Source organism: Vagococcus sp. CY52-2, assembly GCF_022655055.1.
In the GTDB taxonomy this organism is placed as follows: Bacteria; Bacillota; Bacilli; order Lactobacillales; family Vagococcaceae; genus Vagococcus.
The window spans coordinates 403,581-418,400 of record NZ_CP093384.1; the positions used below are offsets into that span (position 1 = coordinate 403,581).

Annotated in this window: 18 protein-coding genes; 17 read left to right on the top strand and 1 reads right to left on the bottom strand. The window is 32.6% G+C overall.

Going from position 1 to position 14,820, the window contains the following annotated elements:
- Positions 1 to 98: 98 nt before the first annotated feature.
- The 11 genes from MN187_RS02050 to recN all read left to right on the top strand — a co-directional run bounded on the left by MN187_RS02050 (position 99) and on the right by recN (position 9,305).
- Positions 99 to 1,163, top strand: coding sequence for a M24 family metallopeptidase (locus MN187_RS02050; protein ID WP_117972527.1), 1,065 nt, complete (start codon positions 99 to 101; stop codon positions 1,161 to 1,163).
- 37 nt (positions 1,164 to 1,200) lie between these two features.
- Positions 1,201 to 1,758 carry an elongation factor P gene (gene efp / locus MN187_RS02055; protein ID WP_117972528.1) on the top strand — a complete coding sequence of 186 codons (558 nt, stop codon included), beginning with the start codon at positions 1,201 to 1,203 and terminating at the stop codon, positions 1,756 to 1,758.
- Positions 1,759 to 1,782: 24 nt separating this feature from the next.
- Entirely contained in the window at positions 1,783 to 2,211 is a 429-nt protein-coding gene (locus MN187_RS02060; RefSeq protein WP_117972529.1) for an Asp23/Gls24 family envelope stress response protein, read from the top strand.
- Between the two features lies 1 nt (position 2,212).
- A complete protein-coding gene (gene nusB, locus MN187_RS02065) occupies positions 2,213 to 2,656 on the top strand; it encodes a transcription antitermination factor NusB (RefSeq protein ID WP_233519155.1) in 444 nt (147 codons plus the stop codon).
- A 332-nt stretch (positions 2,657 to 2,988) separates the two neighbouring features.
- Positions 2,989 to 3,852, top strand: coding sequence for a bifunctional methylenetetrahydrofolate dehydrogenase/methenyltetrahydrofolate cyclohydrolase FolD (gene folD / locus MN187_RS02070; protein WP_117972530.1), 864 nt, complete (start codon positions 2,989 to 2,991; stop codon positions 3,850 to 3,852).
- Positions 3,849 to 5,198 carry an exodeoxyribonuclease VII large subunit gene (gene xseA / locus MN187_RS02075; protein WP_117972531.1) on the top strand — a complete coding sequence of 450 codons (1,350 nt, stop codon included), beginning with the start codon at positions 3,849 to 3,851 and terminating at the stop codon, positions 5,196 to 5,198. The genes folD and xseA overlap by 4 nt, the downstream gene beginning before the upstream one ends.
- Positions 5,195 to 5,422, top strand: coding sequence for an exodeoxyribonuclease VII small subunit (locus MN187_RS02080; RefSeq protein ID WP_117972532.1), 228 nt, complete (start codon positions 5,195 to 5,197; stop codon positions 5,420 to 5,422). The genes xseA and MN187_RS02080 overlap by 4 nt, the downstream gene beginning before the upstream one ends.
- 2 nt (positions 5,423 to 5,424) lie before the next feature.
- Positions 5,425 to 6,324, top strand: a complete 900-nt coding sequence (locus MN187_RS02085) for a polyprenyl synthetase family protein (protein ID WP_158559376.1) — start codon at positions 5,425 to 5,427, stop codon at positions 6,322 to 6,324.
- Positions 6,321 to 7,148 (top strand): TlyA family RNA methyltransferase, encoded by an 828-nt coding sequence (locus MN187_RS02090; protein ID WP_117972534.1) that lies wholly within the window; start codon positions 6,321 to 6,323, stop codon positions 7,146 to 7,148. Before MN187_RS02085 ends, MN187_RS02090 begins: the two co-directional genes overlap by 4 nt.
- Positions 7,149 to 7,165: 17 nt before the next feature.
- A complete protein-coding gene (locus tag MN187_RS02095) occupies positions 7,166 to 7,612 on the top strand; it encodes an arginine repressor (protein WP_117972535.1) in 447 nt (148 codons plus the stop codon).
- A 16-nt stretch (positions 7,613 to 7,628) separates the two neighbouring features.
- The gene (gene recN, locus MN187_RS02100; RefSeq protein ID WP_117972536.1) at positions 7,629 to 9,305 is read left to right on the top strand and encodes a DNA repair protein RecN; all 1,677 of its coding nucleotides are present in this window, start codon (positions 7,629 to 7,631) and stop codon (positions 9,303 to 9,305) included.
- 28 nt (positions 9,306 to 9,333) lie between these two features.
- Here recN and MN187_RS02105 read toward each other — a convergent pair whose 3' ends face one another.
- On the bottom strand, positions 9,334 to 9,453 hold the full coding sequence (locus MN187_RS02105; RefSeq protein ID WP_277756540.1) for a DUF4044 domain-containing protein: 120 nt from the start codon (positions 9,451 to 9,453) through the stop codon (positions 9,334 to 9,336).
- 169 nt (positions 9,454 to 9,622) lie between these two features.
- Here MN187_RS02105 and MN187_RS02110 point away from each other — a divergent pair, with 169 nt between their 5' ends.
- The 6 genes from MN187_RS02110 (at position 9,623) to mraY (ending at position 14,816) form a co-directional block, all read left to right on the top strand.
- Positions 9,623 to 9,997: a DUF3397 domain-containing protein gene (locus tag MN187_RS02110; RefSeq protein WP_117972538.1), complete on the top strand. Its 375-nt coding sequence runs from the start codon at positions 9,623 to 9,625 to the stop codon at positions 9,995 to 9,997.
- Between the two features lie 146 nt (positions 9,998 to 10,143).
- Positions 10,144 to 10,575, top strand: a complete 432-nt coding sequence (gene mraZ / locus MN187_RS02115) for a division/cell wall cluster transcriptional repressor MraZ (protein WP_117972539.1) — start codon at positions 10,144 to 10,146, stop codon at positions 10,573 to 10,575.
- Positions 10,576 to 10,594: 19 nt separating this feature from the next.
- Entirely contained in the window at positions 10,595 to 11,560 is a 966-nt protein-coding gene (rsmH, locus tag MN187_RS02120; protein WP_117972540.1) for a 16S rRNA (cytosine(1402)-N(4))-methyltransferase RsmH, read from the top strand.
- Position 11,561: 1 nt separating this feature from the next.
- Positions 11,562 to 11,954, top strand: a complete 393-nt coding sequence (locus MN187_RS02125) for a cell division protein FtsL (protein ID WP_117972541.1) — start codon at positions 11,562 to 11,564, stop codon at positions 11,952 to 11,954.
- A complete protein-coding gene (locus MN187_RS02130) occupies positions 11,954 to 13,846 on the top strand; it encodes a peptidoglycan D,D-transpeptidase FtsI family protein (RefSeq protein ID WP_117972542.1) in 1,893 nt (630 codons plus the stop codon). Before MN187_RS02125 ends, MN187_RS02130 begins: the two co-directional genes overlap by 1 nt.
- A gap of 1 nt (position 13,847) precedes the next feature.
- A complete protein-coding gene (gene mraY, locus MN187_RS02135) occupies positions 13,848 to 14,816 on the top strand; it encodes a phospho-N-acetylmuramoyl-pentapeptide-transferase (protein WP_117972543.1) in 969 nt (322 codons plus the stop codon).
- Positions 14,817 to 14,820 lie beyond the last annotated feature (4 nt).

Consider the following 14,820-nt stretch of genomic DNA (forward strand, 5'->3'; position numbering starts at 1 on the left):
ATTCGTTGGGATAAGTTGCTTTTTTATTTTGTTTGATTTTATTTCCTTGATAAGTTTGTTATAATAAAAAGTAGCATAATGAAAAGAGGGCGACGTAAATGATGGAACGTGTAGAAAAATTACGAAGTAAAATGGTGGAACGTGGAATAGATAGTTTTTTAATTACAAATTCATATAATTTAAGATATTTAACAGGCTTTACTGGAACAACAGGTATTGCGTTAATCACTCTAGACAAAGCATATTTTATTACAGACTTCAGATACACTGAACAAGCAAGTGAACAATGTGTAGGATATGAAATTGTTAAAAATGTTGAACCAGCTTTTAATGTTGCTGCTGATCTAGTGAATCAATCTAAAGTTCAAAATATGGCATTTGAAGAACAAACAGTATCGTTTTTCCAATACACTGTGTTAGAAGAATTAGTAGATGTTGATTTAATACCAGTAACAGGAGTGATTGAAACTTTACGTGAAGTAAAAGATATCGCTGAGATTGAAACCATTCGTAAAGCTTGTCAAATTGCTGATGCTGCCTTTGAACATATTTTAACTTACATCAAACCTGGAATGACTGAAATACAAGTAGCAAATGAATTAGACTTTTATATGAGAAGTTTAGGAGCAAGTGGTGTATCATTTGATACAATTGTCGCAAGTGGATTACGTTCAGCTATGCCACATGGTGTTGCAAGTGATAAAGTTATCGAAGTTGGCGATTTTATTACGATTGATTTTGGTTGTTATTATAATGGGTATGTTTCTGATATGACAAGAACGATTTCTTTAGGTGAACCAAGTGAAAAATTGAAAGAAATCTATCAAATTGTTAAAGAAGCACAACAATTGGTTTTGGATACAGCTAAGCCAGGTATGACTGGTATAGAATTAGATGCAGTAGCAAGGGATTATATTGCTGAAAAAGGATATGGTGATGCTTTTGGTCATTCAACAGGACATGGAATTGGTTTAGAAATTCATGAAGGACCAAATGTTTCTAAATTAGCTGAAAAAATGTTTGTTCCAGGAAATGTTATCACAAATGAACCAGGAATTTATTTGCCAGGAATTGGTGGGGTTCGAATTGAAGATGATATGTTAGTGACAGAAGATGGTATTGACCGATTGACACATTCTCCAAAAGAGCTTATTATTTTATAGATAATTCATGTGAAAAATAGTATTTTAGGAGGCCGTTATGATATCAGTTAATGATTTAAAAACAGGCTTAACAATTGAAGTAGATGGTAATATTTATCGTGTCATTGAATTTCAACATGTTAAACCAGGAAAAGGTGCAGCGTTTGTTCGAACAAAATTAAAAAATTTACGAAATGGAAATACTGCTGAAAAAACATTTCGTGGTGGAGAAAAAGTCGCAAAAGCTCAAATAGATAATAAAAAAATGCAATATCTTTATGAATCTGGAGGCAGTTATGTCTTTATGGATATGGATACTTATGAGCAACTAGAGTTACCACAAGAACAGATAGCAGAAGAATTAAATTACTTATTGGAAAATAGCGAATGTCATATTATGATGTATGGAACAGAAACTATTGGAATAAATCTTCCAAATACGGTAGAATTAGAAGTCAAAGAAACAGAGCCAGGAATTAAAGGAGATACATCATCAGGGGGATCAAAACCTGCTGTTATGGAAACAGGGTTAGTTGTCCAAGTACCATTCTTTATTAATGCTGGTGACCGTTTGATTATTAATACAACTGATGGGTCATATGTTTCTCGTGCATAGTGATAAACTAAAGGAGGAAGTTTAATGTCAGAAAATAAAAATTTGGTATTAAGTAACCAAAATCAAGCGATTGATGGAGAAATTGTCGTTGCTCCTGAAGTCATAGAAGTTATTGTTGGTATTGCTGCATCCAAAGTATCTGGTGTTTATGGTATGCGCGGTAACTTAGCATCTAACGTTGCTGAACTGTTTGGAAGTTCTGTTCATGACAAAGGTGTGTATTTAACAAATGATGCTGGCAAGATTAAAATTGACCTGTATTGCTTCTTGAATTATGGTGTATCAGTGCCTAAAACAGCTATTGATATGCAAGAAAAGGTGAAACAACAGGTTCTTTATATGACAGATTTAGAGATAGCAGAAGTAAATGTCCATGTTGTTGGCGTTGTTCCTGAAAAAACAACATTGCCAGATTTAAATGAATTATTTGATTCAGAAGATGAGGAAGATTAGAGTGGGATTAACAAGACACCAATTAAGAGAAGTAGCTTTTCAAACAATTTTTTCAATGATGTATCAAGAAGATGCTGCAATTATTGATTCCATTAGTTATACACTATCACTAATGGATGAGAGTTTTGAGTTAGAGGAAGAAGATTTAGTGATTCCTACTTATTTAGAAGTGGTTGTAACTGGGATTACGGAAAAACAAGACATACTTGACGAAGTGATTGAAAAACATTTGAAAGGATGGAAAATTAATCGTTTAGCTAAAGCTGATTTGATTATTTTACGTCTAGCCATTTTTGAAATGCTATATTTAAAAGATATACCTAACAAAGTATCATTGAATGAGGCGCTTGAATTAGCTAAAACGTATAGCGATGACGAATCGAAACGTTTTATTAATGGTGTTTTGTCATCAGTATTAGAAGATATAGAAACAGAAACTGTTTAATCATAAAAGACAAAAAGATTAATTTCTTTTTGTCTTTTTAAATAAGCTACTAGGAGTTTTTGTAAGTAAGTGTTAATGGCTAGTTTAATATGTTTATGTATAAAAATAAAGTAGATAATGTCTTCAACTAACGTAAATAGAAATGAAAGTATTCAGTAATTTTTATTGTTGAAATATAAATTCATAGTATAATAAGAACTAATTATGATAAGATGACCTTTAACTAAGGAATATTATCATAATTAGTTTTTTTATTAAACGAGATGATATTTTTTATCAAAAATAGCTTATGATACAATAGAACGAAATGAAAAAATGAGGGGATGGAGACTATGACAGTAATTTTAGACGGGAAAGCATTAGCAAATAAAATGCAAGAAGATTTAGCCAATGAAGTGGCAGAATGGAAAACTAAAGGTTATCGTATACCAACACTTGTGGTCATTTTAATCGGAGAAGATAGTGCAAGTAAGGTATATGTTAAAAATAAAGAGAAATCAGCACAAAAAATAGGATTTAATTCAATTGTGAGACGATTAGATACAACGATTAAAGAAGAAGATCTTTTATCAATTATTGAATCATACAATCAAGATGATTCAGTAGATGGTATTTTAGTTCAACTACCGCTACCAAAACATATAGATGAAGAAAAAGTATTATTAGCCATTGATCCTAGAAAGGATGTGGATGGTTTCCATCCTTTAAATGTTGGAAAATTATTTGTAGGAGATCCAGACATGCATCCATGTACTCCATATGGCATTATTACTTTGTTAAAAGAGCATAATGTTCAACTTGCTGGGAAAAAAGTTGTGATTATTGGTCGAAGTAATATCGTCGGTAAACCATTGATGCATATGATGTTGAATGAAGATGCGACTGTGACAATTGCTCATTCAAAAACAAAAAATTTGAAGGATGAAACGCTAACGGCAGACGTGTTGGTAGCTGCAATTGGACAAGCTGAATTTATCACATCAGATTATGTGAAAGAAGGAGCTGTTGTGGTTGATGTTGGAATGAATCGTAATAGTGAGGGCAAATTAGTTGGAGATGTTGATTACCAAGATGTATTGCCAAAAGTTAGTGCCATCACACCTGTTCCAGGAGGCGTTGGACCAATGACTATAACAATGTTAATGGAGCAAACCATGAACCAGGGAAGAAAGTATTGTGGTGAAGAAAAAGAATGACGGGAAAAAATTATTTAACAGTAACAGCCTTAACAAGGTATTTAAAACGAAAATTTGAAGCAGATCCTTATTTGGAGAAAGTTTATTTAACTGGAGAAGTATCAAATTTTAGACCTAGAGCAAACAGTCATCAATATTTTAGCTTGAAGGATGAAAAAGCTAAATTATCTGCGGTGATGTTTAAAGGTGCTTATCAAAAATTAAAATTTCAACCAGAAGAAGGCATGAAAGTTTTAGTAGTTGGTCGAATTTCGCTTTATGAAGCATCAGGAAATTATCAAATTTATATTGATCATATAGAACCAGATGGTGTAGGAGCGCTTTATCAAGCTTATGAACAGCTTAAAAATTCGCTAAATCAAGAAGGGCTATTTAAAGAAAGTCATAAACAACCATTAGTTAAATATCCTAAACGCATTGCTGTTGTCACTAGTCCTAGTGGCGCGGTAATTAAAGATATTATCACAACTATTCAAAGACGTTATCCGATTGCACAACTCGTTTTATTTCCAACAAAAGTTCAAGGAGACGATGCCTCTAAAGAAATTGCTCAACGGATTAGAGAAATTAATGAGATAGGAAGTTTTGATACCATGATTGTTGGTCGTGGTGGTGGTTCTATTGAGGATTTATGGTCTTTTAATACGGAGGAAGTTGTAAGAGCGGTATTCGAATCCAGAACGCCTGTTATTTCATCTGTCGGGCATGAAACAGATACGACACTGACTGATTTAGTGGCCGATGTTAGAGCGGCAACACCTACTGCAGCTGCAGAATTAGCAGTTCCAGTATTAAAAGAAGAGTTAATAAAAATTCGTGAAAAACAAATGCGTTTATACAATGCATTAAATAATCAGTTGAAACATAAACGGGCTAACTATGATAAATTGAGTCAGTCAGTGATGTTTAAGCAACCGAATAGATTATACGAAGCCTTTTACTTACAATTAGATGGTTTAGACAGACGTTTGAAACAAACCATTATAAATACATTGCATGAAAAACAAACGCAGTGGCAAAAGCAATCTGAAAAATTAATGCTTAAAAATCCTTCAGAACAAATAAAAAGACGTCATCAAGAGCTTACTTTTTTTGAGCAATCACTTAATCGTTCGATGCAACAGCTGTTACTTAATAAAGAAAAGCATTTTTATCAAGCTACTGAATCACTTGATTTATTAAGTCCTTTAAAAACAATGAGCAGAGGATATAGTTATGTTACGAAACAACAACATATTGTAAAAAGCGTATCAGATGTTAAAATTGAAGATGAAGTGACGTTAAATGTATCAGATGGTAAAATAATAACAATTGTAAAAGAAATAGAAAGCGATGGGATGATATGACCAAAGAAAAACAAACATTTGAAGAATCAATGGAAGAGTTAGAAACGATTATTAAAGGGCTTGAATCAGGGGATGTTCCGTTAGAAATAGCTTTAGAAAAATTTCAACGTGGTGTAGAATTAAGTAAGCAGTGTCAAGAAACATTAGCTAATGCCGAAAAGACCTTAACAAAAGTCATGAGTCAAGATGGTCAAGAAATAGAGTTTGAAGCTAAAGGAGAGTAATGATGACAAATTATTCTGATTTTGTCGCAATGAATGCACCAAAGATTGAACAAAGTATTTGTGAATTTATTCGGGAAGAAACGATTGGAGAAGAATTAACTAAATCAATGATTTATTCTATTAAAGCGGGTGGAAAAAAATTTCGTCCACTTCTTTTTTTAGCAACGTTAGATTTATTTGATTACTCTATTACACAGTCTGAATATGATGTGGCAAGTTCACTTGAAATGATTCATACCTATTCGTTGATTCATGATGATTTGCCAGCGATGGATGATGATGACTTACGTCGTGGAATGCCAACAAATCATATTGAATTTGGAGAAGCGTTAGCTATTTTAGCAGGAGATGGGTTGTTAACTGAAGCGTTTCACTTATTATCTTTGGCTGATATTGAGTCTGAAAAGCTAGTTAAAATCATGGAGATATTATCAGCTAGTGCTGGTACAAAAGGAATGATTGCAGGACAAGTAGAAGATATACAGGCTGAGAATAAACCAGTTTCTTTGGAAGAGTTGCAGAAAATTCATGAGAAAAAAACAGGAGCATTAATAAAAAGTGCTGTCGAAATGGCGTGTATTATAGCGGATGTTAATATCTTTGTTCAGGATAAACTAGAACAGTATGCAACTGCTTTAGGGATTGCATTTCAAATTCGTGATGATTTACTTGATGTTATTGGGGATGAAGCATTAATCGGTAAACACACTGGTAGTGATGAAAAGTTAAATAAATCAACTTATGTATCCCTATTGGGATTATCTGGTGCTAGAAAAGCTTTTTATGAGAAATGTGATGAGGCAAAAGAAGCGTTGAATCAAGTCAAATTAGAGTTAAAACGCCCAATAATTGATTTGACAATATTAGATGAAATACTAAAAGAATTGAAGGAAATAGAATGAAAGAAAAAGTAGGAAAAGAACGTGTTGATGTTCTTTTAGTGCAACAAGGACTGTGTGAAACAAGAGAAAAAGCAAAACGGACAGTCATGGCTGGTTTAGTTTGTGATGAAAAAAATATTCGTTATGACAAGCCTGGAGAAAAAATTCCGATTGCAACTGAACTTAGATTAAAAGGACAAGTAATGAAATATGTGTCTCGTGGTGGTTTGAAATTAGAAAAAGCAATTGAAGTATTTAATATTGATTTTTCAAACCGAACCTTATTGGATATTGGGTCATCAACTGGAGGATTTACTGATGTTGCCTTACAAAATGGGGCGATGATGAGTTACGCTTTGGACGTCGGCTCTAATCAACTTGCATGGAAATTAAGACAAGATGAACGTGTTGAAGTCATGGAAAAAACGAATTTTAGATATGCTAAGTTATCGGATTTTAAATTAGGTCAACCAAATATTGCCACAATTGATGTTTCGTTTATTTCATTAAAATTGATTATTCCAGTCTTACGAAACATCATTTCGGAAGATGGAGAAGTTGTGGCATTGATTAAACCACAATTTGAAGCAGGAAAAGAACAAGTGGGAAAAAAGGGAATTGTTCGAGATAAAAAAGTGCATATGGATGTATTAAATAAAATGATTAGTATGATGACGGAATCTCAATTTGACGTAGTGAAGTTAGACTATTCTCCAATTACTGGTGGGGAAGGGAATATAGAGTTTCTTGCTTACTTAAGACCTTGCCAAACAACCGGAAATTATTTGGGACGTGAAATAATAGAAGAGTTAGTAGAAAGAGCCCACAATCACTTGAATGAATAAGAGAGGTCAGGCTGAGTATGAGAAAATCCGAACGACAAAAACTAATAAAAAAAATAATATTTGAAGAAAATGTTGGGAAACAAGAAGAGTTAGTTATAATGTTAAAAGATCGGGGTATACCTGTCACACAAGCAACTGTATCAAGGGACATTAAAGAATTAAATTTAATTAAACAAGTTGATGAAAATGGGGTTTTTAAATATTTTTTACCTAAAAATGACACAGCTGAAAAGCGTCGTTTAGAAAAAATGATGGGAACATCATTTATCAGTATTGATACGATGGACAATTTAGTGAATCTTCAATTAGAGCCTGGAGTTGGGGTGATTATTGGTAAGTTAGTCGAATTTGTTTATGAAGAAAGTTTATTTACTGTTGTATCTAACGATGATAAATTACTCATTATTACGCGAACCCATGAACAAGCGCGTATGTTAGAAAGAGAAATTTTATCTATGACATAATGGAGTGATGACTGATATGATTCAAGAGTTAACAGTTCAGGATTTTGCGATTATTTCTAATTTAACAATTCCTTTTCGAGAAGGTATGACCGTCTTAACAGGTGAAACTGGCGCGGGAAAATCAATTATTATTGATGCAATGGGACTTATTGCTGGTGGTAGAGGATCAATTGATTATATACGAGATGGGGCAGAAAAGTGTCGTATTGAAGGGTCTTTTTTTGTGTCAGATAATGAAGATGTAGCAACTTTTTTAGAAAAAAATGGAATAGAGCCATCAGATGGACAATTGGTGATACAGCGTGAAATTTATCGTACTGGACGAAATAATTGTCGCATTAACGGACAACTTGTTACTACAAAAATATTACGAGAAATAGGACCATATATAGTAGATATTCATGGTCAAAATGAACATCAAGAATTAATGCATGTTTCTAATCATTTGCATTTATTAGATCAATATGGCATGAAACAATTAGGTAATGAATTAACAGTTTATCAAGAAAAATTTAAGAACTACATGTCTCTTAAAGAGCACGTCAACCATTTATTAAATAATGAAAAAGAATTTGCTCAACGAATGGATATGTTAACGTTTCAGTATAAAGAAATAGAATCCGCACAGTTGACGGATGGAGAAGAAGAAACATTAATTGAAGAACGACGTAAATTAATGAATTTCCAAAAAATTATGGATTCATTAAAGAAAACCTATCAATATTTAGATAATGAAGAATTAAATGCTGTCACATTAAGTGGTGCTGCGATGACTGAAATGGAACAAATAGAAACGATTGATGAGGAGTATTCTGAAACAACAGAACTATTAAGAACAGCTTATTATTCCTTGCAAGAAGCAACCGGGAGAGTTAGTAGTTCTTTGGAGCAGCTAGAGATGGATGATGAGCGACTGATTGTCATTGAAAATAGACTAGATGTCATTAGACAGTTGAAAAGAAAATATGGTGATAGCGTTGGTGAAATATTAGAATACTTTAAAGGTATATCAGAGGAATTGTCGGAAGAATTAGGAAATACAACGGATGTTAATAAATTAACAGAGAAATTAGAACAGGACAAAAATGAGTTAAATAAATTAGCTAAAAATATTAGTCAAATACGTCGTAGTGTTGCAAACGTATTAGAAAAAAATATCATGAAACAATTAGCGAGCCTTTACATGGAACAAGCAATCTTTAAAGTTGATTTTATAGAGACTGAATTAACAATAAATGGACTAGATAAAATTGAATTTTATTTATCTACTAATGTTGGTGAATCTCCTAAGCCATTAACAAAAATTGTTTCAGGTGGAGAATTATCTCGTATTATGTTGGCTTTAAAAACTATTTTTTCTGCCACACAATCAGTGACAAGTATTGTATTTGATGAGGTAGATACGGGCGTTAGTGGAAGAGTAGCTCAAGCAATTGCTGAAAAAATTCATCAAATAGGAAAATATTCGCAAGTTCTTTGTATTACCCATTTGCCACAAGTTGCAGCTATTGCCGATACGCAATATTTTATTAGAAAAGTAGTTAAGGATAATCGTACGCAAACAATCGTTAATGAATTAACAAAAACCGAAAGGGTCAATGAAATAGCAAGAATGTTATCTGGTGCAGATGTTACTGAGTTAACCAAAGAGCATGCTAAGGAATTATTAGCTTTAGCAAAAAAAGGCCACTAACTGATTAAATGTTAGTGGTCTTTTTTAGTTAAATAATTCCTAAGGCTGCTAAAGAGGTTAAAACTAAGCCGCCAATTGTTACAATAAGCATAATCCATATTACAACTTTAGTTATTTTATTAAATGTTGATTGTGGTTTTTTATCCATTATGTTGTATTCACTCCAATATTATAGTTATTATGCTATATTTTACAATGAGATTTATAAAAATAGCAAGAAAATCAATAAAATGTAAAAAAATGCTTAAATAAATTGAAAGACAGCAGAGTAATGCTTATAATAGAATTAATTAAATGTCTACGAAGGGATAAAAAGAATGCCAAATTTTACAGTTGCACTATTTTTTTGGTACTTATTTCCAGTTATAGTGATTATTGCAAGTAATTTACTTGTAAAAAAAACAAATATTGATAAAAAGTATGGTATAAAAACACCGGATATAGCAACACCGTTCTTTTTTATAGGGCTTCACTTTGTATCCGTAGGAACGTTAGGTAAAAGCTTTTTAGCATATGTCTTTTTAATGATTTTTTTCATAGGGATGATTGTTGCAATTATGCTTGCTTATTATTTTCATGATATCAATTATCGACGCTATTTTAAGATTTTGTGGCGGATTGCTTTTTTAGTAACATTAATGATTTATGTTGTTTTGATTATCGGTAGTATTATTTTATTTTTAAAACGTTAGTATGCATCTTCTATTAGGTAGAAGATGCTTTTTGATAATTATTTAAAATCTATGATAAATTATAATTTTTTTTATAAGAATGTGGTAGAAAGTGGGGTAATGTGGTAGACTGAAATTATTGAGTGGCGTTGTGAGGTGACCTAGTTATGTTTATGGGAGAATTCCAGCATAATATTGACTCAAAAGGACGTCTAATCGTTCCCTCTAAATTAAGAGATTCTCTTGGTGAACGATTTATTGTTACCAGAGGAATGGATGGCTGTTTATTTGGTTATACACTAGAGTCTTGGTCTCGCCTAGAAGAGAGTATGAAAAACATGCCACTTACTAAAAAAGATGCTAGGACATTCGTTCGATTTTTTTATTCCGCAGCAACAGAGTGTGAAATAGATAAGCAAGGACGTATTAATATTCCTATTAAATTAAGACAATTTGCAGGATTAGAAAAACCTTGTATCATTATAGGGGTATCCGATAGAATCGAAATTTGGAGCGAAAATCGCTGGTTAGCATTTTCTAAAGAGGCTGAAGAAAATTTTGATGATATCGCAGAAAGCCTTATTGATTTTGGAATATAAGTAAAAATGGAGAATGAAAATGTCAGAAACATTTAAACATATTACTGTTCTATTAAAAGAAACAGTAGATGGATTAAACATAAAATCAGATGGAATATATATAGATTGTACATTAGGTGGTGCTGGGCATAGTCAATATCTGTTGTCCCAGTTATCCAATAAAGGCCATTTGTATGCCTTTGATCAAGATGAACGTGCAATTGAACACGCTAAAAAATTTTTATTAGATGAAGTAGAACAAAATAAAGTAACGTTTGTTAAAAGTAATTTTCGTTATCTAAAAGAAAAAATGAATGAATTAGGTGTCCAACAAGTAGATGGAATTCTTTATGATTTGGGTGTGTCATCACCTCAGTTAGATGAAGCAGAAAGAGGATTTAGCTACCATCAGGATGCACCATTAGATATGAGGATGGACCAAACAAATTATTTAACGGCTAAAGAAGTTGTAAATGAATATACTTATGAACAATTAGTTAAAATATTCTTTAGATATGGTGAAGAAAAATTTTCAAAACAAGTGGCTCGCTTGATTGAAAAACGACGGATTGAAAAACCAATTGAAACAACGGGAGAGCTAGTTGAAATTATTAAAGAAGCTATACCAGCACCTGCTAGACGAAAAGGTGGACATCCAGCTAAACGTATTTTTCAAGCGATTCGTATTGAAGTAAATAGTGAGTTGGATGTTATTAGTGAAACACTTGAACAAGCCATTGATTTACTGAAACCAACTGGTCGAATTAGTGTCATCACATTTCATTCATTAGAAGATAAGCTAGTGAAAAACATTTTTAAGGAATACAGTACACCTCAAGACTTGCCACCTGGACTGCCTATTATACCAATTGAATATCAACCTGATATAAAATTAATTAATAGAAAACCAATCGTGGCCTCAGATGAAGAGCTTGGGATGAATAATCGATCTCGTAGTGCTAAATTACGTATTATCGAAAAAATAGCTCCTGAAAGGGTGGATTAACATGTCTCTGCCAGAAAAGCAAAGTCCATTTACATATAATGATTCTCCAGTTAACTCACCTGTTAGTAAGGAGAATAGTACATTGGAAGAAGTGCAACCCCCAATAATTCCACAGAGTAAATTGAAAAAAGTGACTAAATTAGAAAAGTTTATTTTCACTGTATTTATTGCAACATTTTTATGCTTGGCGGTTGCAACTATTCGAATGACAACCTATATTAACCGTGAGGAAGAAGCTATTTCTTCTCTTCAGGCAGATAGCAAACAGATGCAACAAGATATTGAAACTCTTGATCAAGAGAAAAATGAGTTGCAACGAACTGAACGTTTGAAAAAAATTGCCGAATCTGCTGGAATGCAAATGCGTGATGAGAATATAAGGAAAATAAAATGATGAAAAAAATAAAAGAATTTTTTAGAAAAATAAACAAAAAAATACAAGAAAAAAGTTTAACACCAGCAGGCAATAGAAAAAAAGTGGGGGTTATCCTGTTTTATGCTTCTATTGCTGTTTTTGTTTTAATTTCTTTACGTTTCGTTTACATCATAACAGTTGGTAAGGTCGGTTCGCAAAGTCTTGATTCTGAAAGACAAAAAATATATCAAGGAAGTAGCGTTATAAAAGCAAAACGTGGAACCATTTTCGATCGTAATGGGCTGCCACTTGCTGAAGATGCTACTTCTTATTCGTTATACGCAGAACTTGACAAAAACTATAAAGGGATTAATAACGTGGAGCTTTTTGTGCATGATAAAGATCATGATAAAATTGCTGATATTTTAAATAAGTATACTGGAATTGATAAAAAACTTGTTTTAGAACAATTAACACCTAAGAAAAATAAAGACGGTAAGTTAATTACTAATGTAGAATTTGGTTCTAAAGGAAAAAATCTAAGTTTAGAAACTAGAAACAATATTGAGGAAGCATTAAAAAAAGAGAATATTACTGGTATCTATTTTAAGGAGCACCCTGACAGATTATATCCGAATGGAAAATTTGCTTCTTATTTCATAGGATATGCACAACCAGAAGATACGGATAAAGAAAATAGTAAATTAAGTGGTAAAAATGGACTAGGTATAGAAAATACCTATGATAATGTGTTAAAAGGAGAGGATGGATTTAAGTACTATCAAAAAGATAGCAAGGGAAATGAACTTCCTGGGACAGAAGTCATTGATAAAAAAGCTAAAGATGGACAAGATATTTATACAACGTTAGATACTAACTTACAAACAAGGCTAGAAGATGTGATGGATAGTGTGAATGAAAAAGCTAAACCAGAGGATATGACAGCTATTTTAATGGATGCTAAAACTGGTGATATTTTAGCAGCGTCACAACGACCAACTTTTGATCCACAAACAAAAGAAGGATTATATAAAGAAAAAGGGCAACCTGATCCTGTTTGGGAAAATTTACTTGTTCAACGACCGTTTGAACCTGGTTCTACGATGAAAGTTTTTACTGTTGCAGCAGCCATTGATTCGGGAAAATTTCCATATAATGAGACATTTACCTCAGGACGAACTCAGTTATATGATGCCACAATTAGTGATTGGGTACCGGCTGGAAAAGGACAGTTGACGTATAGACAGGCATTGGCTTGGTCAAGTAACGTTGGTATGGTTAATTTGGAACAAAAAATGGGTTCAATATGGCCAGAGTATTTGGAACGTTTTGGATTTGGTCATTCAACTGATTCTGGATTACCGCTTGAGGCAACAGGAAGTATTAGTGATAAAAATCCTGTTGATATGGCAATGACAGCTTTTGGACAAGCTATTTCTGTGACAAATATGCAGATGATGCAAGCATATACAGCTATAACAAATGAGGGTAAAATGTTAAAACCGCGATATATTAAGAAAATAGTGGATAAAGATGGAAAAGAAAAAGAAATTAAAACAGAAGTGGTAGGAGAACCAATAAAAGCTGCAACAGCAAAAACAGTTCTTGAATACATGCAAGATACTGTCAATGACGAAATATATGGGACTGGGTATGGTATTTATAATATTGATGGTGTGAATGTTTCTGCGAAAACAGGAACAGCCCAAATATTTGAAAATGGCCAACTTTTAACAGGAGCCAATGATTATATTTATTCAGTAGTTCAAATTGCACCAACAGAAAATCCAGAATATATCATGTACGTTACAATGAAAAAACCAGTGATTACTGGTGAATTCGGGTCACCATCAGAATTAATTTCAGAAATATCAAACGGTATGTTAAAACATGCTTTTAAGGTAGATACCACAACGGATAAAGGAGAATAACATGAACGGAGTAGAATTATTAATACCATTATCATTGGCAGTGGCTTTTGTATTGATGGTTATGCCACTATTTATAGGTTATTTTAAAATGAAGAAAATGGGACAAGCGATTCGTGAAGAAGGTCCTGAAGGTCATCTTGCAAAATCAGGGACACCAACTATGGGAGGAGTTGTTTTTTTAATAAGTATTTTGTTAACTTCTCTTATTGTTGGTGCTTGGCAAAAAGAAATGACATTTTCTTTTTGGAGTATTTTATTTATTTTGTTTTTATATGGACTATTAGGATTTCTTGATGATTTCATTAAAGTGTTTAAAAAAAGAAATTTAGGATTAAATTCAACACAAAAATTAATTGGTCAAATTATTGGTGGGATTATTCTTTACGCTGTGATGAAATCAAATAGTGTAACAGATGAATTATTTATCCCATTGATTGGAAATGTTAATTTTGGCTTTTTATATGGATTGTTTGCTGTGATTTGGTTGGTCGGATTTTCAAATGCAGTGAATTTAACAGATGGTATTGATGGTTTAGTATCTGGTTTAGGTATGATTTCTTTTGGAACCTATGCTATTATTGCATACAAACAAGAACAATTTGCTATTGAATTGATTTGCCTAGCAACTGTTGGAGCGCTTTTTGGCTTTTTAATTTTTAATAAAAAACCAGCAAAAATTTTTATGGGAGATGTTGGTTCTCTTGCTTTAGGTGGTATGTTAGCCACTATTTCTATTTTACTTCATCAAGAATGGACACTTTTATTAATCGGTTTAGTGTATGTTATAGAAACACTTAGTGTCATGTTACAGGTAGCATCATTTAAATTAACAGGCAAACGTATTTTTAAAATGTCTCCAATACACCACCATTTTGAATTAAGTGGTTGGTCAGAATGGAAGATAGACATTGTTTTTTGGATAGTAGGATTAGTGATGTCAGCATTGACATTGGGCATTTTATATAATTAAGGAG